This is a genomic window from Gordonia sp. NPDC003429 (assembly GCF_053588575.1).
This window is the reverse complement of the sequence record NZ_JBSFQF010000002.1, coordinates 97,396-119,360: the sequence shown is the minus strand read 5'-3', so window position 1 is coordinate 119,360 and position 21,965 is coordinate 97,396. Positions and strand designations below refer to the sequence as shown.

At 67.9% G+C, this 21,965-nt stretch carries 23 protein-coding genes; 9 read left to right on the top strand and 14 right to left on the bottom strand.

Features of this window, described 5'->3' with window-relative positions:
* The first annotated feature begins 56 nt into the window (after positions 1 to 56).
* Entirely contained in the window at positions 57 to 2,150 is a 2,094-nt protein-coding gene (locus tag ACWDSI_RS04240) for a PTS fructose transporter subunit IIABC (protein WP_449748311.1), read from the top strand.
* A gap of 32 nt (positions 2,151 to 2,182) precedes the next feature.
* The gene (locus ACWDSI_RS04235; RefSeq protein WP_449748312.1) at positions 2,183 to 2,443 is read left to right on the top strand and encodes an HPr family phosphocarrier protein; all 261 of its coding nucleotides are present in this window, start codon (positions 2,183 to 2,185) and stop codon (positions 2,441 to 2,443) included.
* 59 nt (positions 2,444 to 2,502) lie between these two features.
* On the opposite strand, the gene hflX is transcribed toward ACWDSI_RS04235, so the two are convergent.
* From hflX to ACWDSI_RS04215, 4 genes are read right to left on the bottom strand one after another with little or no spacing between them, the layout of a single operon-like run.
* Positions 2,503 to 3,987 (bottom strand): GTPase HflX, encoded by a 1,485-nt coding sequence (hflX, locus tag ACWDSI_RS04230; protein WP_449748313.1) that lies wholly within the window; start codon positions 3,985 to 3,987, stop codon positions 2,503 to 2,505.
* A 46-nt stretch (positions 3,988 to 4,033) separates the two neighbouring features.
* On the bottom strand, positions 4,034 to 4,936 hold the full coding sequence (gene dapF, locus ACWDSI_RS04225) for a diaminopimelate epimerase (RefSeq protein ID WP_449755767.1): 903 nt from the start codon (positions 4,934 to 4,936) through the stop codon (positions 4,034 to 4,036).
* 57 nt (positions 4,937 to 4,993) lie between these two features.
* Entirely contained in the window at positions 4,994 to 5,932 is a 939-nt protein-coding gene (gene miaA, locus ACWDSI_RS04220; RefSeq protein ID WP_449748315.1) for a tRNA (adenosine(37)-N6)-dimethylallyltransferase MiaA, read from the bottom strand.
* Positions 5,929 to 6,750 carry a hypothetical protein gene (locus ACWDSI_RS04215; RefSeq protein WP_449755766.1) on the bottom strand — a complete coding sequence of 274 codons (822 nt, stop codon included), beginning with the start codon at positions 6,748 to 6,750 and terminating at the stop codon, positions 5,929 to 5,931. Before ACWDSI_RS04215 ends, miaA begins: the two co-directional genes overlap by 4 nt.
* 234 nt (positions 6,751 to 6,984) lie before the next feature.
* Here ACWDSI_RS04215 and ACWDSI_RS04210 point away from each other — a divergent pair, with 234 nt between their 5' ends.
* On the top strand, positions 6,985 to 8,391 hold the full coding sequence (locus ACWDSI_RS04210; protein ID WP_449748317.1) for a DUF349 domain-containing protein: 1,407 nt from the start codon (positions 6,985 to 6,987) through the stop codon (positions 8,389 to 8,391).
* A gap of 103 nt (positions 8,392 to 8,494) precedes the next feature.
* Here ACWDSI_RS04210 and ACWDSI_RS04205 read toward each other — a convergent pair whose 3' ends face one another.
* Positions 8,495 to 9,181, bottom strand: coding sequence for an Rv2732c family membrane protein (locus ACWDSI_RS04205; RefSeq protein ID WP_449755765.1), 687 nt, complete (start codon positions 9,179 to 9,181; stop codon positions 8,495 to 8,497).
* A gap of 67 nt (positions 9,182 to 9,248) precedes the next feature.
* Complete coding sequence (gene miaB, locus ACWDSI_RS04200) at positions 9,249 to 10,850, bottom strand: tRNA (N6-isopentenyl adenosine(37)-C2)-methylthiotransferase MiaB (protein WP_449748319.1); 1,602 nt, start codon at positions 10,848 to 10,850, stop codon at positions 9,249 to 9,251.
* 177 nt (positions 10,851 to 11,027) lie between these two features.
* Here miaB and gluA point away from each other — a divergent pair, with 177 nt between their 5' ends.
* Genes gluA through ACWDSI_RS04180 form a run of 4 tightly spaced genes read left to right on the top strand, consistent with a single transcriptional unit; the run spans position 11,028 to position 14,367 of the window.
* The gene (gene gluA / locus ACWDSI_RS04195) at positions 11,028 to 11,756 is read left to right on the top strand and encodes a glutamate ABC transporter ATP-binding protein GluA (protein ID WP_449748358.1); all 729 of its coding nucleotides are present in this window, start codon (positions 11,028 to 11,030) and stop codon (positions 11,754 to 11,756) included.
* Positions 11,756 to 12,790 carry a glutamate ABC transporter substrate-binding protein gene (locus tag ACWDSI_RS04190; protein ID WP_449748320.1) on the top strand — a complete coding sequence of 345 codons (1,035 nt, stop codon included), beginning with the start codon at positions 11,756 to 11,758 and terminating at the stop codon, positions 12,788 to 12,790. The genes gluA and ACWDSI_RS04190 overlap by 1 nt, the downstream gene beginning before the upstream one ends.
* Before the next feature lie 15 nt (positions 12,791 to 12,805).
* The gene (locus tag ACWDSI_RS04185; RefSeq protein WP_449748321.1) at positions 12,806 to 13,477 is read left to right on the top strand and encodes an amino acid ABC transporter permease; all 672 of its coding nucleotides are present in this window, start codon (positions 12,806 to 12,808) and stop codon (positions 13,475 to 13,477) included.
* Positions 13,474 to 14,367, top strand: coding sequence for an amino acid ABC transporter permease (locus ACWDSI_RS04180; RefSeq protein ID WP_449748322.1), 894 nt, complete (start codon positions 13,474 to 13,476; stop codon positions 14,365 to 14,367). Before ACWDSI_RS04185 ends, ACWDSI_RS04180 begins: the two co-directional genes overlap by 4 nt.
* 41 nt (positions 14,368 to 14,408) lie before the next feature.
* Here ACWDSI_RS04180 and ACWDSI_RS04175 read toward each other — a convergent pair whose 3' ends face one another.
* From ACWDSI_RS04175 to pgsA, 7 genes are all read right to left on the bottom strand, one after another.
* Positions 14,409 to 14,930, bottom strand: coding sequence for a regulatory protein RecX (locus ACWDSI_RS04175; RefSeq protein WP_449748323.1), 522 nt, complete (start codon positions 14,928 to 14,930; stop codon positions 14,409 to 14,411).
* Positions 14,931 to 14,938: 8 nt separating this feature from the next.
* Positions 14,939 to 15,982, bottom strand: a complete 1,044-nt coding sequence (gene recA / locus ACWDSI_RS04170) for a recombinase RecA (protein ID WP_449748324.1) — start codon at positions 15,980 to 15,982, stop codon at positions 14,939 to 14,941.
* Positions 15,983 to 16,290: 308 nt separating this feature from the next.
* A complete protein-coding gene (locus ACWDSI_RS04165; RefSeq protein ID WP_449748325.1) occupies positions 16,291 to 16,485 on the bottom strand; it encodes a DUF3046 domain-containing protein in 195 nt (64 codons plus the stop codon).
* Between the two features lie 9 nt (positions 16,486 to 16,494).
* Positions 16,495 to 17,694 (bottom strand): glycosyltransferase, encoded by a 1,200-nt coding sequence (locus ACWDSI_RS04160; RefSeq protein WP_449748359.1) that lies wholly within the window; start codon positions 17,692 to 17,694, stop codon positions 16,495 to 16,497.
* Positions 17,691 to 18,518: a PspA/IM30 family protein gene (locus ACWDSI_RS04155; protein WP_449755764.1), complete on the bottom strand. Its 828-nt coding sequence runs from the start codon at positions 18,516 to 18,518 to the stop codon at positions 17,691 to 17,693. Before ACWDSI_RS04155 ends, ACWDSI_RS04160 begins: the two co-directional genes overlap by 4 nt.
* Before the next feature lie 108 nt (positions 18,519 to 18,626).
* Complete coding sequence (locus tag ACWDSI_RS04150; protein ID WP_449748327.1) at positions 18,627 to 18,971, bottom strand: helix-turn-helix domain-containing protein; 345 nt, start codon at positions 18,969 to 18,971, stop codon at positions 18,627 to 18,629.
* Positions 18,972 to 19,155: 184 nt separating this feature from the next.
* The gene (gene pgsA / locus ACWDSI_RS04145; RefSeq protein ID WP_449748328.1) at positions 19,156 to 19,830 is read right to left on the bottom strand and encodes a CDP-diacylglycerol--glycerol-3-phosphate 3-phosphatidyltransferase; all 675 of its coding nucleotides are present in this window, start codon (positions 19,828 to 19,830) and stop codon (positions 19,156 to 19,158) included.
* Between the two features lie 92 nt (positions 19,831 to 19,922).
* Here pgsA and ACWDSI_RS04140 point away from each other — a divergent pair, with 92 nt between their 5' ends.
* Positions 19,923 to 20,495 carry an amino-acid N-acetyltransferase gene (locus ACWDSI_RS04140; RefSeq protein WP_449755763.1) on the top strand — a complete coding sequence of 191 codons (573 nt, stop codon included), beginning with the start codon at positions 19,923 to 19,925 and terminating at the stop codon, positions 20,493 to 20,495.
* 41 nt (positions 20,496 to 20,536) lie between these two features.
* Entirely contained in the window at positions 20,537 to 20,821 is a 285-nt protein-coding gene (locus tag ACWDSI_RS04135) for a YciI family protein (protein WP_449748330.1), read from the top strand.
* Positions 20,822 to 20,886: 65 nt separating this feature from the next.
* Here ACWDSI_RS04135 and ACWDSI_RS04130 read toward each other — a convergent pair whose 3' ends face one another.
* Positions 20,887 to 21,903: a TerC family protein gene (locus ACWDSI_RS04130; protein WP_449755762.1), complete on the bottom strand. Its 1,017-nt coding sequence runs from the start codon at positions 21,901 to 21,903 to the stop codon at positions 20,887 to 20,889.
* Positions 21,904 to 21,965: the final 62 nt, after the last annotated feature.

The window sequence follows — 21,965 nt, the reverse complement described above, 5'->3', positions numbered from 1 at the left end:
CACCCACCACCTTCGGCGAGAACGCCGCACATCCACCCCATCAGTAAAGGAAAGTCATGTCCGACCAGATCATCACCGTCGACACGGTGAATCTCGACGTCGACGCCGGCGACGACCCGGCCGCGGTGATCACCTTCCTGGCCGACGAACTCGGTCAGGCGGGACGCACCACCGATCCCTCCGAACTCGCCCGCGCAGCGCTGGCCCGCGAAGCGAAGTCGGCGACCGGCCTGCCCGGCGGCATCGCCATCCCCCACGCGCGCGCCGCATCGGTGACCGAGGCCAGCCTCGCGATGGCGCGTCTGTCACGCAAGGTCGATTTCGGGGCCCCCGACGGCCCCGCCGACCTCGTCTTCCTCATCGCCGCACCCGCCGGCGGAGCCAGCGAGCACATGAAGCTGCTCAGCTCCCTGGCCCGCGCTCTCGTCCGCCCCGATTTCGTGGCCGCACTTCGTGCGGCACCGACCGACAGCCGCGTGGTGGAACTGGTGAACGAGGCGATCAACCCCGCGCCCAGCACACCCGCTGCCGCACCTGCCGCAGCCGCATCGGCCGGATCAGCGTCGACAGCAGCCCCCGCGGCGACGTCGTCGACGACCACCGACGGTGCGAAGCGACCGTCGATCGTGGCGATCACCGCCTGCCCCACCGGTATCGCGCACACCTACATGGCCGCCGACGCACTCAAGTACGCCGCCGAGCGGGCCGGTATCGACTTCCACGTCGAGACGCAGGGCTCGTCGGGCACCACGCCGTTCGCGCCCGACGTGATCGCCGGTGCCGACGCGGTCATCTTCGCCACCGACGTGGGCGTGAAGGACAAGAGCCGCTTCCACGGCAAACCGGTGATCAGTTCGGGCGTCAAACGTGCCATCAACGATCCCGATGCCATGATCGCCGAAGCGGTGAGCGCGGCACACGATCCGCGCGCGGCACGCGTCGAGGGCGGTGCCGACGACGCGTCCCCCGACGCCGAGGGCGCATCCCACGGCGGCGGCCTGAGCCTCGGCAAGCAGCTGCAGCAGGCACTGATGACCGGTGTCAGCTACATGATCCCGTTCGTCGCTGCCGGCGGCCTGCTGATGGCGCTTGCATTCCTGCCGTTCCTCGGCACGTACAAGATCGCCAACAAGGACATCGAACCCGGCCAGTCGATATCGAATGGCGCGTACATCGCCCTCCACAACTCCCTCTGGGACCTGCCCTCGGGCGGTCTCGGGCAGTACATCGGCGCGGTGTTGTTCGCGATTGGTTCGCTCGCCATGACGATGCTCGTGCCGGTACTCGCCGGGTACATCTCCTTCGCGATCGCCGACCGACCCGGGATCGCACCGGGCTTCGTCGCCGGACTGGTCTCCGTCGCGGTGGGCGCCAGCTTCATCGGCGGCCTGGTCGGTGGCCTCATCGCCGGTGTGGTGTGCCTCTGGATCTCACGAATCCCCTTGCCGCAATGGGCACGTGGCCTGCAGCCCGTGATCATCATTCCGCTGCTGGGCAGCCTCGTCATCGGCTGCCTGATGTTCATGCTCCTGGGCCGCCCGCTGGCCTGGGTGACCACCGAGATGACCGACGCCCTCAAGGGCATGAGTGGCGGTTCGGCGATCGCACTGGGCGTGGCTCTCGGCCTCATGATGTGCTTCGATCTGGGCGGACCGGTCAACAAGGCCGCCTACCTGTTCGCCACTGCCGGGCTCGACATCGGCGGCACCGCGCAATTGGAGATCATGGCTGCGGTGATGTGCGCCGGAATGGTGCCTCCGCTGGCCATGGCACTGGCCACCGTGGTGCGTCCCGCGCTGTTCACCGAACCCGAACGCGAGAACGGTAAGGCCGCATGGCTTTTGGGGGCGTCGTTCATCTCCGAGGGCGCCATCCCGTTCGCCGCGAAGGACCCCCTGCGCGTCATCCCGTCGATGATGGCCGGCGGCGCACTGGCCGGAGCCCTGATCATGGCCTTCGGCGTCACCCAGTACGCACCGCACGGAGGAATCTTCGTGTTCTTCACCATGAACCACTGGTACCTGTTCCTGGTGGCCCTGGTCGCCGGAACGGTGCTCGCGGCATTCCTGGTGGTGGTGGCCAAGGAGTGGAAGCACGTCCGTGCCGCGGCCACCCAGAGCGCACCGGAACTCGAAACCGTCCCAGCCTGAGCAACCAACCCCGATAGTCGAAGGAGAACATCATGCCCAGCACCACCGTCGTCGTCGGCTCCGCCGTCGGCCTCCACGCCAGGCCCGCCACGATCATCGCCGAGGCCGTTGCCGATGCCGGCACGCCGGTCACCATCGGACTCGAAGGGGGTGAACCGGTGGACGCCGGGTCGGCCCTGATGATCATGACCCTGGGCGCCGAGAAGGGCGCCAGCGTGGTGGTCGCCTCGGACGACCAGGCGGCGCTCGACGCGATCGCCAAGCTGGTCGAGGCCGACCTCGACGCCGAGTAGCATCCCGACAACGAACGGCCCGGCGCAGATGCGCCGGGCCGTTCGTGCGTATCGATACGTCAGGACACGGTGAGCCCGGCGAGTTCTCCGGCGAACGCGGCGGGCACCCGCACCCGCATCCGGGTGCCGTCGGCGCCATGGTCGGCCGAGAGCACCTCGCCCTCCCGGTGAATGCGCGACACCAGATCACCGCGGGTGAAGGGAATGTCCACGGTCAGTTCGACGTCGGTGCGCCCGATGAACTCGCGCACCCGGTCGAACAGTTCCGGCAGGCCCTCACCGGTGCGGGCCGAGACGAACACCGCTCCGTCGAGTGCCCCCCGCAACTCGGTGAGCCGGGTGGCGTCGACGGCATCGATCTTGTTGATCACCAACATCTCCGGCGGCGCGGGCACCCCCTCGTCGGCGACCACCTCGTTGATCACCCGCCGCACCGCAGCGATCTGCTCCATCGGGAACGGATCGGAACCGTCGACGACGTGCAGCACGAGGTCGGCGTCGACGACCTCCTCGAGGGTGGATCGGAATGCCTCGACCAGCTGGGTCGGCAGGTGCCGGACGAAGCCGACGGTGTCGGTGAACACCACCTCACGCCCATCGTCGAGGGTGGCACGACGCGTGGTGGGGTCCAGCGTGGCGAACAGCGCATCCTGCACCAGCACACCCGAGCCGGTCATGGCGTTGACCAGGCTGGACTTTCCGGCGTTGGTGTAACCGGCCACGGTGATCCGCGGCACCGGACCGCGGGTGCGGGCGGCGCGTTTGGTGACGCGCGCGGTCCGCATGCCGCGGATCTCGCGCCGCAGCTTCGCCATACGCTCGCGGATGCGCCGACGGTCGGTTTCGATCTTCGTCTCGCCGGGTCCGCGCAGACCAACACCGCCGTTGCTGCCGGCGCGACCGCCCGCCTGCCGGGACATCGACTCGCCCCAGCCGCGCAGTCGCGGCAGCATGTACTCCATCTGGGCCAGCGCCACCTGCGCCTTGCCCTCCCGGGAACTCGCGTGCTGGGCGAAGATGTCGAGGATCAGCGCGGTGCGGTCGATCACCTTGACCTTGACGACCTTCTCCAGGGCGGTGAGCTGCGCGGGGGTGAGTTCACCGTCGCAGATCACGGTGTCCGCGCCGGTGGCGAGCACCACCTCGCGCAGTTCGGCGGCCTTGCCCGAGCCGATGTAGGTGGCGGGGTCGGGCGTCGACCGACGCTGGATCACCGCGTCGAGTACCGCCGAGCCGGCGGTCTCGGCGAGCGCGGCGAGTTCGGCCATGTTGGCCCGTGCCTGGGCGGCGGTGCCCTCGGTCCACACGCCGACGAGGACCACCCGTTCGAGTCGCAGTTGGCGGTACTCGACCTCGGTGACGTCGGTGAGTTCGGTGGAGAGCCCGGCCACGCGTTGCAGCGACGCACGATCCGAGAGCTCGAGGTCACCGATGGTGGGGGTGGGGGTGGATGCCCGATCCTCGGGGATCTCGATCAGATCGTCGGACAGATCGATGGGATGGTTGTCTGGCAGGTCATGTACCTGTGCTGATGATTCGGTCATACACCATCCATGGTGACACGCCCGGTGCCGATCGAGCACCTGGATTTCAGTCGGGGCGGTTCCACCCGGGCCGAAACCGTCCGTCGGCGACGAGAGCCGAGGGTCCACGCAACCAGGAGTCGCCGTCGACGATCCGCACCTCGACCCGGCCGCCGGGCACGTCGATGACGAGTTCACCGGTATCGCGGCCCAGCGCGTCGAGTGCGGCCGCGCCGGCCGCCACCAGCCCGGTGCCGCAGCTGCGCGTCTCGCCGACACCGCGTTCGAACACCCGCATCCGCGCCGCGAAGCGCTCGCCATCGCGTAGTTCGGGTGGAGTCAGGAGTTCCACGTTCGCGCCATCGGGAAACGCGCCCTCCTCGAGAGTGACGCCGGTGGTGAAATCGACCGCACCCAGGTCGGCGGCCGTCAGTTCTGGCACGACGCAGGCCAGGTGCGGGTTGCCCACGTCCACCGCGACGCCGCGATAGAGGTCGTCGCCGATGCGGACGGTGGCCTCGTCGCCGAGGGCGGCCGGTCCCATCCGGACGCTCACGTCGGCGTGCACGGCGTCGAAGGAGTGCACCACCACCGGACGGGCACCGGCACGGGACCCGACGGTGAATTCGTCACGGCCGACAAGCTCGATGGCGCGCAGATGGTGGGCGAACACCCGCACCCCGTTGCCGCACATCTCGGCAATGGAGCCGTCGGCGTTGCGATAGTCCATGAACCAGTCGTCGGGAGCCACCCCGGCGGGCAAGGTGTCGAGAACTCCGGCCGCGACCAGGGCGGCCGAGCGGGCGACCCGGAGCAGCCCATCGGCGCCGACACCGCGTTGCCGATCGCAGATGACGCTCACCGCGTCCGCGGTCAACTCGATCTCCGCTGCCGGGTCGGTGAGGATCACGAAGTCGTTCTGGGTGCCATGCCCCTTGACGAAGTCGAGCGTCTCACCGATCGCAGTCACCCGACCAGCCTACTGCGTCACACACAGACCCCCACGGCACGCACAGACCCCGGCGGCTCACTCGTCGACGACGTGCAGCGCGGCGTCGAGCAGTGCCGGAGCGCCGGCGTCGAGCCACACGATCCGGTGGTCGCGCCGGAACCAGGACCGCTGGCGACGCACGTAGCGCCGGGTGCCGATGAAGGTGAGTTCCTCGGCAGTCGCCACATCGAGTTCCCCGCCGAGCACCGCGAGCACCTGGGCGTAGCCGATGGCGCGGCGCGCCGTGACGCCCGAACGCAGCCCGGCGTCGACGAGTGCACGCACCTCGTCGATCAGGCCGCCGGCGAACATCGCCGCGGTGCGCCGACGAATCCGGTCGTCGAGTTCTGCGGTGTCCCGGTCGAGCGCGAGGATCCGGGTACCCCACCGCGGCTCCCCGATCTGCGGCGCCGAGGCGGCAAACGGTGCGCCCGTCAGTTCCACCACCTCGAGGGCCCGCACGATGCGGCGGCCGTCGGTGTCCAGGATCGACGCCGCGGCAGCCGGGTCGACCTCGGCGAGACGCCGATGCATCGCGGCCACGCCCTCCTCGGCGAGCAACGCCTCGTAGCGGACGCGTACCTCGGGATCGGTTGCGGGGAAACGCCAGTCGTCGAGCAGGCCCTGGATGTACATCATCGAGCCCCCGACGATGACCGGGGTGCGGCCCGCGGCGAGCAGCGTCTCGATGTCGGTGGTCGCCGCTTCCTGGTACCGGGCCACCGTCGCGATCTCGGTCACGTCGAGTACGTCGATCTGGTGATGCGGGATCCCGCGGCGTTGCGACGGTGGGAGTTTGGCGGTGCCGATGTCCATGCCGCGGTACTGCTGCATCGCGTCGATGTTCACGATCTCACCGTCGAGGTGTGCGGCGAGGTCGAGGGCGAGATCGGACTTCCCGGTCGCGGTGGGTCCGACCACCGCAACGGGAGTGGGCCGCTCGCGCGCAGGCCGGGGAGCGCCGGCGGCAGTCATGGCGCCCCGGCACTCGTCGTCACGGGTTGCCAGGACGCCACCACGTAGCCGACGCCGAAAGGTGCGTCGGCGAAGAGCAGTCGCACATCCATCGCCCGGTCCCCCACCAGGCCGGCGCTCACCTGCCACGCGGCCCGGCCCGCCGCCCCCTCGGTGCGGCATTCAACCGTCGACAGATCACCCAGCGCCGAAACATCGCCGGTGCCGATCGCGTCGACGATCCGCTGCTGCAGGTCGACGGCCGTCTCCCGGCGACCACCACCCGGGGCGGTGGGGCTCAGCGCAGTCGCGCCGTCGGCGACGACGAGAACTCCGATCGGCTCGTCCGCGTCGTCCACCTCACGTGCCAGGCGTTCACCCAGCGCGATACAGGCCGGGGGCGATGCGTCGGGATCGACGATGACCGGACGCACCGACCGCGCACCCGAACGCTCCCGCAGCCATCCCGCGACCAGCATCGACAGCGGAAGGCGTCCACCGTCGTCGGTATCGCCTCGCGGTCGGGCGGCCAGCGTGACGGGCACGTCCACCCCGAAACGGGCGAAAGTGCCTGATGCGGGCACGCTCGACCCGAATGTGGGCACGCTCGACCCGAATGTGGGCACGCTCGACCCGAATGTGGGCACGCTCGACCCGAATGTGGGCACGCTCGACGGGTCTGCGGCGCCGATGGCAATCCAGCGGGAGGCGGCAGCGGCGAGACCGTCTCCGGCGTGCAGCGTTGCCGTCCGGACCGGCACGGTGTCGAGCGCTGCGGGACCGGCCAATTCGGGCACCAGGAGCGGAGCACTCGGGACGAACACCACGGACGCGAGCACGCCTGACACGCTAGCCGACACAGGTCGATCACCGCCGTCGTGGCCACCGTCGTGCGACCGGATGTCACACAGGTCCCACATCGCCGTCCCTGACCTGCTTGAATGAATGTGCCCGGAGGAACCCCCGCACGCGTTCGGTACCCGCAGTGCCAGCGCGACGGCGTTCTGCCCGGGGGTGAAGTGACCGGCAGCCGTGGCGCGCGGCAGCAAACCTGCTCAGAGGGGCATCAGGACATGACCAGCGACGAGAACACCCCGGCCCAGACGCCGTCCGCGGAGAGCGCCGTCGAATCGACGCCGCCGCCGAAACCCGCTCCCGGACCCAAACCGGGGCCCCGTCCGGGTCCTCGTCCCGGCCCGCGCCCCACCGCCCCCGCGGTCACCGCCCCGGTCGGGTCGCCCGTCTCGAGGACCGCCGCGCATCCCGACCCGCACCGGTTCGGGCGCATCGACGAGGCCGGCACCGTGTGGCTAATCACGGCCGACGGGGAACGGGCGATCGGTTCCTGGCAGGCGGGGTCGGTCGACGACGGACTCGCCCACTTCTCCCGCCGCTACGACGACCTGGCCACCGAAGTGGAGATCCTCGAGGAACGGCTCTCGGCGCGGTCGGGCGATCCGCGTAAGTCGCAGGCGGCGGCGCGTCACCTGCTCGACGCTCTCCCCGACGCCGCGGTGATCGGCGACGTCGGCGCCCTCGAACGCCGCCTGACCGCCATCGTCGGTAACGCCGACGAGGTGGCCGACACCCTCAAGGCCGAACGCGATGAGGCCAGAGCCGCCGCGATCACCCGCAAGGAACAACTCGCCGCCGAAGCCGAGACGATCGGCGCCGACTCCACCCAGTGGAAGTCCTCGGGCGACCGGCTCCGCGCCATCCTCGACGAGTGGAAGACCATCCGGGGAATCGACCGCAAGACCGACGACGCGCTGTGGAAGCGGTACTCCAAGGCGCGCGACGCGTTCAACCGCCGCCGCGGCGCACACTTCGCCGAACTCGACCGCGAGCGAGCCGGCGCCAAGGCACGCAAGGAGGAGTTGATCGCGCGCGCCGAGGAGCTGTCCGGGTCCACCGACTGGGGCGCCACGTCCGCGCGGTTCCGGGAACTCCTCGGCGAATGGAAAGCGGCCGGACGGGCGCCGCGCGACACCGACGAAGCGCTGTGGCAACGATTCAAGGCCGCGCAGGACGTGTTCTTCGCCGCACGCAACTCCGCGACCTCCGAACGCGACGCCGAATTCAGCGCCAACGCCCACGCGAAGGAAACGCTGCTCGCCGCGGCCGAGCGGTCGATCGATCCGGCCAGTGACCTCGACGGCGCCCGCCGGGAGTTCCGCGCGTTCCGGGACAAGTGGGACGAGATCGGCAAGGTACCCCGCGAGCAGATGCACTCCCTCGAGAACCGGGCGCGGGCGCTCGAGCGACGCATCCGCGACGCCGAGGACGCGCAGTGGCAGCGCACCGATCCAGAAGCCCAGGCGCGCGCGGCACAGTTCGCCGACCGTGCCGCCCACCTCGAGGAGCAGGCGCAGAAGGCGGCAGACCGCGGCAAGACGCGGGAAGCCGAGAAGCTGCGCGACCAGGCCAGGCAATGGCAGGAATGGGCCGAGGCGGCGCAGAGCGCCATCTCCGACCGCTGACGCCCGAGGCCCGTCCGCTTCAGTCAGCGCCCGGGAACATCAGCGGTCTGGAACATCAACGCCCGGGATCACCAGCGGTCTGGAACATCAGCGGTCTGGAGCATCAGCGGTCGGTGTGCGGTTTGCGCTGCAACTCGCGGACGGCGTCGTCGCGCGCGGATGCCTCCCGACGGCGTTCCTCCTCGAGCGCCAGGTGGTAGGTGCTGCGTGCCCACACCACCCGCGACCAGTGGAAGGTCAGCACCAGCAGCGCCAGCCAGCCCAGGATCAGACCCACTCCGACACCCGACGGGGGCGCCACTCCGCCCACTCCGGGCGTGTTGCGCGACCACCAGGCGAGCATTCCGGCCACACATCCGATGGCGCAGCCGCTCAGCGCGATCCACGCGATGATCCAGCGCCGGGTGACCAACGCGAGCATCGAGAAACCGATGCCGAAGATCACCAGCAGATAGACGAACACCTTGGAGGTGATCGTCACCCGTTCGGCGACGGAGTCGGGGGCGTGCGTGAGCACCTCGAGGCCGCTCGCCGAACCGGTGTGCGGCAACACCAGCGAGATCATCGCGACCAGCACCGCGACGGCGACCACCACCGCGCGCGCACCCGGATCGATCTCACCGGCCACCTTGCGTTCGGCCTTGCGCAGATCCTCGGCGTACCGAGCGAAGTCGGCTTCCATGTCCGACGACGTGGGTCGCACCGGCCCATCGGGGTGTGATCCCTCGCGACCGGTCTCGTGTGGTGGCTTGTTCCCGGGCGCTCGCTTGTCGGGTTGGTCGGCGGTCATGGCCGCACCTCTTCTCTGTTCCGTCGAGTTCGCGGCCGCGCTCGGCGCCGGCGCGCGTCGGATCGTGTCAGCCGCATGCTCCCGATTCACAGCCCGTTGCCGCCGGCATCGGCGCCGCACCCACGGTCGGCATTCCGAGTCCGACGCCGACCGGCGGCGTGGTGGGGGTCCGGCTCTGTTCGTGCGCGTCGCCGGCCCGTGTGCGGCGCAGCGTCGCGACCGGACCGTCGGCCATCAGGTGATGCGGCGCCGCGCCGGTGATGCGGGTGGTCACCACATCGCCCGGTCGGATGCTGCCGGTGTCGCGGCCGCCGGGGAGCTCGTCGGCCCGGAAATGTACGAGACGTCCGTCGCGGGCCCGGCCGGTGCGACGATGTGTCTGCGCGGACTTGCGGCCCTCGTCGGCCACCACGAGCAACTCCACCTCGCTGCCGATGAGCGCCCGGTTCTCGTCGAGACAGATCTGCTCCTGCAGCGCGATGAGCCGCTGGTAACGCTCGCGCACCACCTCCGGGGGCACCTGATCGGGCATGGTGGCCGCCGGCGTCCCCGGACGCGGCGAGTACTGGAAGGTGAACGCGCTCGAAAACCGTGACTGCGCAACCACGTCGAGAGTTGCGGCGAAGTCTTCCTCGGTCTCGCCGGGAAATCCGACGATGATGTCGGTGGTGATGGCGGCATGCGGCATCGCGTCGCGCACCTTGTCGAGGATGCCGAGGAACTTCGTGCTGCGGTAGCTGCGGCGCATGGCACGCAGGATGCGGTCGGACCCCGACTGCAACGGCATGTGCAACTGCGGACACACATTGGGGGTCTGTGCCATCGCCTCGATCACGTCGTCGGTGAACTCGGCCGGATGCGGCGAGGTGAACCGGACCCGTTCGAGTCCGTCGATGCGGCCGCAGGCCCGCAACAGATCGGCGAAGGCCCCACGGTTGCGGGGTTGCGCGGGGTCGGCGAACGACATGCCGTAGGCGTTCACGTTCTGTCCGAGCAACGTCACCTCCAGCACCCCTTGCTCGACGAGCGCGGACACCTCGGCGAGCACGTCACCGGGCCGGCGATCCACCTCCTTGCCACGCAACGCGGGCACGATGCAGAAGGTGCAGGTGTTGTTGCAGCCCACCGACACCGACACCCAACCGGCATAGGCGGATTCGCGTTTGGCCGGCAGCGTCGACGGGAACGCCTCGAGCGAGTCGAGGATCTCCACCTGGGCGGCGTCGTTGTGCCGTGCGCGGTCGAGCAGCGCGGGCAGGGAGCCGATGTTGTGGGTGCCGAAGACCACGTCCACCCACGGCGCCTTGCGCAGCACGGTGTCCTTGTCCTTTTGCGCCAGGCATCCGCCCACCGCGATCTGCATACCCGGACGCCGCGACTTGACCGGGGCGAGATGCGAGAGGTTGCCGTAGAGCTTGTTGTCGGCGTTCTCACGGACCGCGCACGTGTTGAACACCACGAGGTCGGCGTCCTCGCCGTCGGCGGCACGCACGTAACCGGCATCCTCGAGCAGTCCCGCGATCCGCTCGGAGTCATGGACGTTCATCTGGCACCCGTAGGTGCGTACCTCATAGCGCCGCGACGTCGACATCTCACCGTCGCGCCCACGTGCGGGTCCGGTCGCGGTGGATCCGGGCAGCTCACGCCGCTCCGACAACTCGATACTCACTGGATCCAGGATACGGGCCGAAGCAAATCGCCCGACGCGAGGTGGTTTGTTGCCACGCCGAAATCGCGCTCGGCCGGTACAAAGCGCCGTGCGGCACTAAGGTTGCCTCGTATGACCGATTTACCGACGGGGGCGGCGAGCGAACCCTCTTCCGCGCATTCCGCGACCGACACCCCGATGATCACCATGCGAGGCGTCCAGAAACACTTCGGTGAACTCCACGTCCTCAAGGACATCGACATCGAGGTGCCCGCCGGCCAGGTGGTGGTGGTCCTCGGCCCATCGGGTTCGGGCAAATCGACGTTGTGCCGCACCATCAACCGACTCGAACCGATCGACACCGGTGAAATCCGGATCGCCGGTGAGGCCCTCCCCGCCGAGGGCAAGGATCTCGCCAATCTGCGCGCCGACGTCGGCATGGTGTTCCAGTCGTTCAATCTGTTCGCGCACAAGACGATCCTGCAGAACGTGACGCTCGCCCCGATGAAGGTGCGCAAGAAGAACAAGGCCGACGCGGAGAAACGCGCACTCGAACTGCTCGAACGAGTCGGGATCGCCACCCAGAAAGACAAGTATCCGGCGCAGTTGTCCGGCGGCCAGCAGCAGCGCGTCGCGATCGCGCGGGCGCTCGCGATGGAACCCAAGGTCATGCTCTTCGACGAGCCCACCTCGGCCCTCGACCCGGAAATGGTCAACGAGGTCCTCGACGTGATGGTGTCCCTCGCCAAGGAAGGGATGACCATGCTGGTGGTCACCCACGAGATGGGCTTCGCCCGCAAGGCCGCCGACCGGGTGATCTTCATGGCCGACGGCGCGATCGTCGAGGACACCGACCCCGACAGCTTCTTCGACAACCCCCAGTCCGAGCGCGCACGCGACTTCCTCGGAAAGATCCTGGGTCACTGATGAATCACACGAGAAGAACGGCATCGACGCCGCTCCCCCGGCGTCACCGCACCCGGGCCGCGCTGCTGCTGGCGGTGCTCGGCGTTCTCGCCTCGCTGATGGCCGCATGCGGCAGTTCCGAGCCGCGCAGCCTGGTGGACTCGATTCGCAGTGGCTCGGTGGTACTCGGCACCAAGTTCGACCAGCCCGGATTGGGCATCTACAACCCCGACCAGACGATGAGCGGCTTCGATCCGGCCGTGTCGAAATACGTGGTCGATCACATCGCCGACTCGATGGGCGTGGCGCATCCGAAGATCAGCTGGCGCGAGACACCGTCGGCCAGACGCGAGGCGATGATCGATCACGGCGAGGTGGACATGATCGCGGCCACCTACTCGATCACCTCGGCGCGCGCGAAGAAGGTGTCCTTCGGCGGACCGTATCTCATCACCTATCAGGGGCTCATGGTGCGGGCGTCGGACACGTCGATCACCGCCCTCGCCGATCTCGGCAAGGGCAAGAAGCTGTGCTCGGTGACCGGCTCCACCTCTGCCCAGAACGTCAAGGCGCAGTTACCCAATGTCGAGTTGCAGGAGTACGACTCCTATTCGGCGTGCGTGGAGGCGCTGCGCCGCGGCAAGGTGGACGCGCTCACCACCGACGAGTCGATCCTGGCCGGATACAACAACTTCTGGAAGAACGAGTTCCGCCTCGTGGAGATGACCTACCTGAAGGACGCGTGCGTCAAGGACGCACTGAAGACGGCGGGTACGCCGTTCTCCACCGAGCGTTACGGCATCGGCCTGGCCAAGGGTGATCAGGAATCGGTCGACAAGGTGAACGAGGCTCTCGACGCGATGCTCGCACCGGGGCCGGACAACGCCCCGTCCGCATGGCTCACCGCGCTGCGCGACAACCTCGGCGCCAGCTATGTCAACGAGATCGAAACGCGTGCGGCGCAACCGGATTCCAAGTTCAAGTTCATGCCGACACCCGGCGACCTGGACTTTCTCGATTCCACGTCCACGCCGTGCCCGCCGGGCCTGCAGTGAGGGAGGTGACCGATCATGAGTGAACTCTGGGAAGACATGGGGCCACAGTTGTGGCCGGCGTTCTGGGTGACCATCCAATTGACGTTCTGGTCGGCGATCGGTTCGCTGATCTGGGGCACGATCCTGGCGGGTATGCGGGTGTCGCCGATCCCGGTGATGCGGTCCTTCGGCACCCTGTACGTGAACATCGTGCGCAACACCCCGCTGACCTTGATCGTGTTGTTCGCGGCGGTGGGCCTCTACCAGAACCTGGGTCTGACGTTCTCGTCCACCATCAAGACGAACAACTTCTGGCTCGCGGTGCTGGCGTTCATCGTCTACACCTCGACGTTCGTGTGTGAAACGCTGCGATCCGGCTTCAACACCGTGCCGATCGGTCAGGCGGAGGCGGCCCGATCGCTGGGGCTCTCGTTCAACCAGGTACTCGGCATCATCGTGCTGCCGCAGGCCCTGCGGTCGACGATCGGGCCGATGGGTAGCGTGCTGATCGCGCTCACCAAGAACACCACGATCGCGTCGGTCATCGGCGTCGCCGAGGCAGCGGCCCTGATGAAGACCGAGATCGAGACCTTCGCCGATCAATTGCTGGTGATCTTCGCGGTCATCGCTGTCGGATTCATGATCATCACCCTTTCGGAGGGCGCCGTGTTCGGCTACCTCGCACGACGTCTGGCGGTGAAGCGATGAGCCAGGCCACCGTCCTCTACGACGCGCCCGGTCCACGGGCCCGCGTCCGGAACATGATCATCGCCGTCGTCTTCATCGCGGTGATCGTCGCCATCATCGCCTACGTCGTGGTGATCTTCGCCGGCAACGACCAGTTCGCGGGCGAGAAGTGGAAGCCGTTCATCACCGCGAGCACCTGGACGGGATACATCCTGCCCGGCCTGTGGCGAACATTGGCTGCCGCCGCGGTGTCGATCGTGCTCTCGCTGATCCTCGGTTCGGTGCTCGGCATCGGACGGCTGTCCGACCATGCGTGGGTGCGTGGCATCGCCACGCTGTTCATCGAGGTGTTCCGCGCCATCCCGGTGCTCATCCTGATGCTGTTCCTGTGGTTCTTCTTCGCCGAGTACGGAGTGCTGCCGTCGTCGTGGTTGGCGTTCGGGGCCGTGGTGTGCGGTCTCACCCTGTACAACGGCTCGGTGATGGCCGAGATCCTGCGCTCGGGTATCAACTCGCTGCCGGCGGGGCAGACCGAGGCCGCCAAGGCGCTCGGGTTGCGCAAGACGCAGATGATGCGTCTCATCCTGCTGCCGCAGGCCATCACGGCGATGTTGCCCGCACTGATCTCGCAGATGGTGGTGGCGCTCAAGGACACCGCGCTCGGCTACGTCATCGGTTACTCGGAGATCATCCACATGGGCCAGCTATCGGCGGCCCGCTACGGCAACTACATCCCGGTCCTCATCGTGATCGCGATCATCCTGATCCTGATCAACTTCGGGCTCTCGAGCCTGGCCACCCGGCTGGAGCGCACGCTGCGCGAGGGCCGCAGCAGCGCCGGGACAGCCGATGGCGAGGAAGCCGACATGGAGGCGATGGAAAACATGCCACGCTTCGGCGGGAAGGCCTGACCGGGCGGGTCACTCTCGTCCGTCGTACTCGGTCTGCCTGCTCAGTCGGGGGTCGCCGAGTCGAGTGCCTCGGTGACGACGTCGATCGCCATCGACTGCGGGTATCCGCGGCGGACCAGCATGCCGACGAGACGCCGAAACTGCTTGTCGCGCAACACCCGGTCAGCGCTGGCGAGTTCGTCGACGACGCGAACCGTCAGCTTGCGCGCCACGAGGGCGGCCGCGGCGGCGCGCTCGGCATCCGGGTCGACGTCGTCGAGGGCGCGTTCGGCGACCGCGGGGTCGATGCCCTTCTCCGCGAGTTCGTGACGCAACGCGACCCGGCCCCGACCCGAGTACGTGTGCCGGGACCGCACCCACTCGGTGGCGAAATCCTCGTCGTCGAGAAGCTCAGCCTTGTCGAGCCGGGCCATCACATCGGCGACGGTGTCCTCGTCGAATCCCCTGCGCGTCAACCGCTGCGCCATCTCGGAGCGGCTCCGCGCGCGAACCCCGAGGAGCCGCAGCGCGGCGTCCCAGGCGCTGGGGCCCGACGGCTCCCCGGGGTCGGCGGCCGAACTCATTGCGGTGATCAGAACTCCACCGGTGCGGGGGCGATGTCGTCGGCGTCGACCACTGCACCGATTCCGAGCTTCTCCTTGATCTTCTTCTCGATCTCGTCACGGATGTCGGAGTTCTCGAGCAGGAACTTGCGGGCATTCTCCTTGCCCTGGCCGAGCTGGTCGCCCTCGTAGGTGAACCACGATCCGGACTTGCGGATGAAGCCCTCCGACACACCCATGTCGATGAGCGAGCCCTCCTTGGAGATGCCCTGCCCGTAGAGGATGTCGAATTCGGCCTGCTTGAACGGCGGGGCGACCTTGTTCTTGACGACCTTGACCCGGGTGCGGTTACCGACCGCGTCGGTACCGTCCTTGAGGGTTTCGATGCGCCGGACGTCGAGTCGCACCGACGAGTAGAACTTCAGCGCCTTGCCGCCGGTGGTGGTCTCCGGGGAGCCGAACATGACGCCGATCTTCTCGCGCAGCTGATTGATGAAGATGGCGGTGGTCTTCGAATTGCTCAGCGCCGAGGTCATCTTGCGCAACGCCTGACTCATCAGACGAGCCTGCAGGCCCACATGACTGTCACCCATCTCGCCCTCGATCTCCGCGCGCGGCACCAGCGCGGCGACGGAGTCGATGACCAGGATGTCGAGGGCGCCGGAGCGGATCAGCATGTCGGCGATCTCGAGTGCCTGCTCACCGGTGTCCGGCTGGGAGACGAGCAGTGCGTCGGTGTCCACACCGAGTTTGGCGGCGTAATCGGGATCGAGGGCATGCTCGGCGTCGATGAACGCGGCGATCCCGCCGGCGGCCTGCGCGTTGGCGACCGCATGCAGTGCCACGGTGGTCTTACCCGAGGACTCCGGGCCGTAGATCTCGATCACGCGGCCGCGCGGCAGACCTCCGATGCCCAGTGCGACGTCGAGGGCGATGGAGCCGGTCGGGATCACCTCGATCGGTTGACGACTCTCCTCGCCCAGGCGCATCACCGAGCCCTTGCCGAAATTCTTGTCGATCTGCGCCAACGCGAGGTCGAGCGCCTTCTCGCGGTCCTGCGGAGCTGCTGCCATGGGAATCTCCTCGATGGTTCGGGGCCGGGGCCGACCCGTTGGTGTCCGGTCGATCAGGTCTGCATCGATCCGTTGTGCCCCGCACGCTAGCCACTGCCTCCGACAATCCCGTTTCCGCAAAGGAACCGACCTGTGGAGAACCTTGACTCAGCGGTGGCGACAAACGTTCAGACGCTCGCCCTCCCGGCGTGGTTCCGGTCTCCACCACAATGGACGAACGTGTGTTCGATGGCAAGCATGACACGCGGGCGCGTCGACTTTTCCACCAACGGTGAACGGAGGGGTTTCGGTGACGGCGGGGGTTTCGATCACCACTGTTCGCGCGGCACGTCGAAATCGCGGCAGATCGCGATCCACACGTCTCGCGGATCCACCCCGTCGTCGATCGCGCGGGCACCGGTGCGGCCACCGAGGTCGATCAGCACGTGATCGGCGAGGATGGCATCCGCCGATGCCACCCCGAAATGGGATGTCATCAACTCGGTGAATTCGGTGAGCCGCACGCCAGCAGCCTACGTGCCGACCGTGTCGAGAACGCCACGGACGATCCGGACCGGATCGACGGCGTCGGCAACGGATTCACCCGCAGCCACCGCCGCGGCCCGATAGGCCGGTTGGGCCAGCACACCCTCGATCGCACCACCGAGGGCTGCGCGGGTGACCGGCCGCACCACCACCCCGCTGCCCTGACGCCGAATCCGATTGGCCAACTCCCACTGGTCACCACCACCGGGTACCGCCACCACCGGAACCCCGGCCAGCAACGATTTGGCCAGCATCCCGTGCCCGGCCCCGCACACCACCAGGTCGGCGTCACCGAGCACCTCGTCCTGGCGGGCCAGCCCACTGGTGACCGCCACCGAACCCGCGTCCGCGAGCACCTCGTCGGAGGGTTGGTGAAGCGACGAGATGATCACGCGCACCGGGGTTCTGGTGGAGATCTCGCCGAGCGCACCCAATGTTTCGGCGAGCATGTCGGGGGCGCCGATGACCGCGGTCGACGGGGCGAGAACCACCAGCGGCCCGGTACCCGCCGGGCGATCGAAGATCTCGGTGGTCGGTTCCCACAACAGCGGTCCCACGATGTGGGTGTCGGCCGGCCAGTCCGGTCGCCACACCTCGAGTGCGGGCAAGGTTGCCACCAGATGAGCCGACGGCGCCGGCGCGGTCGCCGGTAGTCCGATCCCGGCGCGCGCCGCGGACCGCTGTCGAACCCCCAACGCCACCGACCGGTTGCTCGCCGTCCGCATCGCGACGTCGCGCAGGTGCCCCATCACGCCGCGGCCCGGCGCCATGCCCGCGCCCACCGGCGGTCTGCCGCGAGACGGCTCATACAGCGGGTGCGGCGAGAGTTCGACCGCGGGCAGACCGCACAGTTCGGCAGCCCAGGCGCCGGCGAGGGTGATCACGTCGTAGATCACCAGGTCGAACCCGCGGGTGGCCAGGACGGGGGCCAGTTGCACCGCCATGCGGGCGGCGCGGGTGCTCAGCTTGTCGCCCGCGTCGAGATCATCGTCGGCGCCTGCCACCTCGAGACCCGGGAGTTCGGCGATGTCGATGCCGCGGGCGGTGGCCACCGGATACCACGTGGTGCCGGTGAACACCGTCGCCGAGATGCCGTCGTCGGTGCAGCGTTGCGCCAGCGCGAACGCCGGGAACGCGTGCCCTGCGTCGGGTCCGGCGACGATCGCGACCCGGGGTCGGCGACTCAGTTTCCGGTCTGCGGCTGTTCGGCGACCGGCTGGCCGGGGTTGGGCTGTGCATCCTGGCCAGGCTGGGGAACGCCGGCCGCGCCTTCACCCGACGGGAGTGCGCCGCCGTTCATGCTGGCCCGGATCTGCTCGAGGCGCGCGTGCCCGGCCATCTGCACGCTGGCCTGCTGAACCTCTTGCATGCGGCCCTGCACCGAGTTCTTGGCCAGTTCGGCGGAGCCGAGCGCATCGGCGTAGCGGCGTTCGATCTTGTCGCGAACCTGATCGAGGCTGGGCGTGTTGCCCGGAACCGACAGCTCACTCATCTGATTGAGCGACGCGCTGACCTGTTCCTGCATCTTGGCCTGCTCGAGCTGGCTGAGCAGCTTCGACCGTTCGGCGAGCTTCTGCTGAAGGATCATCGCGTTGCGTTCAACGGCCTGCTTGGCCTGCTGCGCCGCCTGCAACGACTGGTCGTGCAGACTCTTGAGATCCTCGACGCTCTGCTCGGCGGTCACCAGCTGTGCGGCGAAAGCCTCGGCGGCGTTCGTGTACTCCTGGGCCTTTTGTGCATCACCGGCGGCACTGGCCTGATCGGCCAGGGTCAGTGCCTGACGGGTGTTGGCCTGCAGCTTCTCGATCTCTTCGAGCTGACGGTTGAGCTTCATCTCGAGCTGGCGCTGGTTGCCGATGACCGCGGCGGCCTGCTGGGACAGCGCCTGGTGCTGACGTTGCGCATCCTCGATGGCCTGCTGAATCTGGATCTTCGGGTCAGCGTTCTCGTCGATCTTCGCGTTGCCCGCCGCCATCAGGTAGCGCCACAGCTTCACGAATGGGTTCGCCATGCGTTCGTCAACTCCGTTCAACGATCAGGTGAGTACGGGGATCTCTGTGAGATCCGGATGTTTCGCCCACCAATCTAGCGTCTGAACCGGCGATGTGGAGCAGTCCGACTATGCAGCGGCCAAAGCGGTGGGACGGTGGTGCACCTCGGGTGCGGGAATCACGACCTTGGTGGCCGCGATGGCGGCATCACCGGAGACGGTGGCCTCGGCGTCGGCCATGGCGGGCCGCAGCGCGCTTCCGACCTCGAGGAGCAGATCGGCGATCTCCACGTCGAGCGCGTCGCAGATAGCCGCGAGCAGTTCACTGGAGGCTTCCTTCTGACCGCGTTCGACCTCGGACAGATAGCCGAGACTCACCCGCGCAACGGAGGACACCTCGCGCAACGTCCGGCCCTGCTGGGTGCGCACCCGGCGCAGGCTGTCGCCCAGCGCCTCTCGCAAGAGCATCGCCATCGAGTCTCCTCTCGGTGTCCTTCGGGAAACCGCCCGGTGAGCAGTCGCCGTGTGCAGTCAACGCCTGACGGCCCCGCCACGTTCCCCCATCGACGCGATCGGGGTAACCCTCAGCGCGTGTGCACGACAGTAGTCGAATATCCCGACAGGTGCCGGTCTGCGGTAGCAGGGCGCGGAGAAGAGGTCAGACGGAGTCGGTGCGACGAGGCACCGACTGGTGTTCGGCATGGTCGGCAGCCGTGGTCCCTGCGCCGGTGGTGTCATCGCCGGCGCTCCCGGCGCGGGCGCGCACCCGCAACGCCCGCCAGGTGTAGTCGAGCCCGGTCGCCACGGTCACGATCACCGCCAGATACATCACTGCCATCGCCGCGATGTGCCAGGCCCCGCCGAGTGGGAGCAGCAACAACCCGATGGCGATCGCCTGAAGCAAGGTCTTCAGCTTGCCGCCGCGACTGGCCGCGATGACGGCATGCCGCCGCACCCAGAACCGCAAGGCGGTCACCCACAGTTCGCGCGCCAGGATGATGCCCGTCACCCACCACGACAGTTCCCCGAGCACCGACAGCCCGACGAGTGCGGCACCGATGAGGGCCTTGTCGGCGATCGGGTCGGCGAGTTTGCCGAAATCGGTGATCAGCCCACGTTCGCGTGCCAGCCGCCCGTCGATACGGTCGGTGAACGCAGCCCCGGCAAAGATGAGCGCCGAGGCGATTCGCCATCCGGTGTCGTGCCCGCCGTCGGCGAAGAGTGCGACGAGAAACACCGGGACCAGCACGATCCGGAACACCGTCAGCGCGTTGGCGATGTTGACCACCGGCACCGGATCGACCGGATCGGTGATGGGATCGTGGCTGCGCACGGTCTCAGCGTATCGGCCGCGCGGTGTGAATCCGAATACCAGGTGTCCGGCAGGGACGAAACCCCGTCGGGTGCCGACTAGTCTCTGTGTGCATGGCCTCTCCCGAACCGGTGTCCATGGCCTCTCCCGAGCCCGGTCGCGAACCCACGATCCGGCGTGCCCGCACGTCCGACGTGCCGCGCATCAAAGAACTCATCGACCGCTACGCAGGTCGGATCCTGCTGGAGAAGAACCTGGTGACGCTGTATGAGGCCGTGCAGGAATTCTGGGTGGCCGAGGTCGACGGCGTCGTGGTGGGCTGTGGAGCGCTGCACGTCCTGTGGGCCGACCTCGGCGAGGTGCGCACCGTGGCCGTCGATCCCGCGCTCGCCGGCCGCGGCATCGGCCACCACCTCGTGAGACGGCTGATGGACATGGCCCGTGAACTCCAGTTGTCGCGGGTGTTCGTCCTGACCTTCGAGACCAGATTCTTCGGTCGCCACGGTTTCCGGGAGATCGAGGGCACCCCGGTCACCCGCGAGGTGTACGAGGAGATGTGCCGCTCCTACGACACCGGTGTGGCCGAGTTCCTCGATCTGAGCTACGTCAAACCCAATACGCTGGGCAACACGCGGATGCTGGCGACACTCGACCCGCACCCCGACGACGATCCGCACGTCCGATGACCACCCGATAACCCACCCACCCGACGTCAGGAGCCCCGATCGTGGCCTTTTTCGCCGTCCACTACACCTACGAACCGGCCAAGGCGGCGTTACGCGACCAGTACCGTCCACTGCACCGCGAATGGCTCGGCGAGGAGTTCAAGGCGGGCAATGTGCTGCAGGCCGGCGCCTACCCCGATGGCTCGGGTGCGCTGATCGTCATCCGGGGCACCGACCTCGACGGCGCCGAGGCGTTCATGGCCAACGACCCGTTCCTCGCGCATCAGGCCGTCGACGCGGTGCGGGTGGTCGAATGGTTCCAGCTCTACGGCCCGTACGACGACTGAATCCCGCCGTCGGATGTGGCCGCTTCGTCGACTCCTGATCGGCGACCGGCTCCACACCCCGGCGGCTAGTGATCCGACCGGTCGGCGTCAGCCGGCGCCGTCGCCGCGCCACCACCGCCCCGCGACCGCAACAGACTCGCCACCGTGGTGATGACGAGAGTGCCGATGATGACGCCCAGCGACATCGGCGTCGAGATCTCCGGCACGGGCACATGCTCACCCCCGTTGATGAAGGACAACGTGTTCTCGTGCAGCGCGTGCAGCACCAGCTTCACACCGATGAAGGCGAGGATGAACGAGAGCCCGTAGGACAGGTACACCAGCCGGTCGAGGAGTCCGCCGAGCAGGAAGTACAGCTGCCGCAGACCCATCAACGCGAAGGCGTTGGCGGTGAACACCAGGTAGGGCTCCTGGGTGAGGCCGTAGATCGCCGGAATGGAGTCGAGCGCGAACAACAGGTCGGTGAAACCGATGACGATGAGCACCATCAGCAGCGGCGTGGCCATCCGCTTGCCGTTCTCCTTGGTGAACAGCTTGTCGCCGTCGTAGTTGTCCGCCGTGCGCAGACGCTTCTTGAGGAATCGCTCCAGCCGGGATTCGCGCTGCTCCTCGTGCTCCACCGGATCGTCGCTCTCGCTGAGCAATTTGATGGCGGTGTAGATGAGGAAGGCACCGAAAAGGTAGAACACCCAGCTGTAGGCGTTGATCGCCGCCGCGCCGACCGCGATGAAGATGCCGCGCATGACCAGCGCCATCACAATGCCCAGCAGCAGCACCTTCTGCTGGTACACCTTGGGCACCGCGAACTTCGTCATGATGATGACGAAGACGAAGAGGTTGTCCACCGACAGCGCCTTCTCGGTGACGTAGCCCGCGAAGTACTCGCCGCCGTAGGTGCCACCCCACCGCCACCAGACGAACAACCCGAACAGAACCGCGATCGAGATGTAGACCGCGGACCAGAACCCGGATTCGCGCAGCGTCGGGGCGTGCGGCACACGCACGTGCGCGAAGAAATCGAAGACGAACAGGCCCAGAATCACCAGACAGGTGATGATCCAGACGGTAGGTGACACATGCATGGGTGCGATCTCCTCCAGCGCGCAACAGAAGTGCGATGCCAGAGGTCTCTCCCGCCGGCGTC

Bases quoted from the DNA above. Each gene is read 5' to 3' on its own strand.
- ACWDSI_RS04240 (WP_449748311.1), top strand. From the start codon at position 57: ATGTCCGACCAGATCATCACCGTCGACACGGTGAATCTCGACGTCGAC.
- ACWDSI_RS04235 (WP_449748312.1), top strand. From the start codon at position 2,183: ATGCCCAGCACCACCGTCGTCGTCGGCTCCGCCGTCGGCCTCCACGCC.
- hflX (WP_449748313.1), bottom strand. From the start codon at position 3,987: ATGACCGAATCATCAGCACAGGTACATGACCTGCCAGACAACCATCCC.
- miaA (WP_449748315.1), bottom strand. From the start codon at position 5,932: ATGACTGCCGCCGGCGCTCCCCGGCCTGCGCGCGAGCGGCCCACTCCC.
- ACWDSI_RS04210 (WP_449748317.1), top strand. From the start codon at position 6,985: ATGACCAGCGACGAGAACACCCCGGCCCAGACGCCGTCCGCGGAGAGC.
- ACWDSI_RS04205 (WP_449755765.1), bottom strand. From the start codon at position 9,181: ATGACCGCCGACCAACCCGACAAGCGAGCGCCCGGGAACAAGCCACCA.
- gluA (WP_449748358.1), top strand. From the start codon at position 11,028: ATGATCACCATGCGAGGCGTCCAGAAACACTTCGGTGAACTCCACGTC.
- ACWDSI_RS04190 (WP_449748320.1), top strand. From the start codon at position 11,756: ATGAATCACACGAGAAGAACGGCATCGACGCCGCTCCCCCGGCGTCAC.
- ACWDSI_RS04185 (WP_449748321.1), top strand. From the start codon at position 12,806: ATGAGTGAACTCTGGGAAGACATGGGGCCACAGTTGTGGCCGGCGTTC.
- ACWDSI_RS04180 (WP_449748322.1), top strand. From the start codon at position 13,474: ATGAGCCAGGCCACCGTCCTCTACGACGCGCCCGGTCCACGGGCCCGC.
- ACWDSI_RS04175 (WP_449748323.1), bottom strand. From the start codon at position 14,930: ATGAGTTCGGCCGCCGACCCCGGGGAGCCGTCGGGCCCCAGCGCCTGG.
- recA (WP_449748324.1), bottom strand. From the start codon at position 15,982: ATGGCAGCAGCTCCGCAGGACCGCGAGAAGGCGCTCGACCTCGCGTTG.
- ACWDSI_RS04155 (WP_449755764.1), bottom strand. From the start codon at position 18,518: ATGGCGAACCCATTCGTGAAGCTGTGGCGCTACCTGATGGCGGCGGGC.
- ACWDSI_RS04150 (WP_449748327.1), bottom strand. From the start codon at position 18,971: ATGGCGATGCTCTTGCGAGAGGCGCTGGGCGACAGCCTGCGCCGGGTG.
- ACWDSI_RS04140 (WP_449755763.1), top strand. From the start codon at position 19,923: ATGGCCTCTCCCGAACCGGTGTCCATGGCCTCTCCCGAGCCCGGTCGC.
- ACWDSI_RS04130 (WP_449755762.1), bottom strand. From the start codon at position 21,903: ATGCATGTGTCACCTACCGTCTGGATCATCACCTGTCTGGTGATTCTG.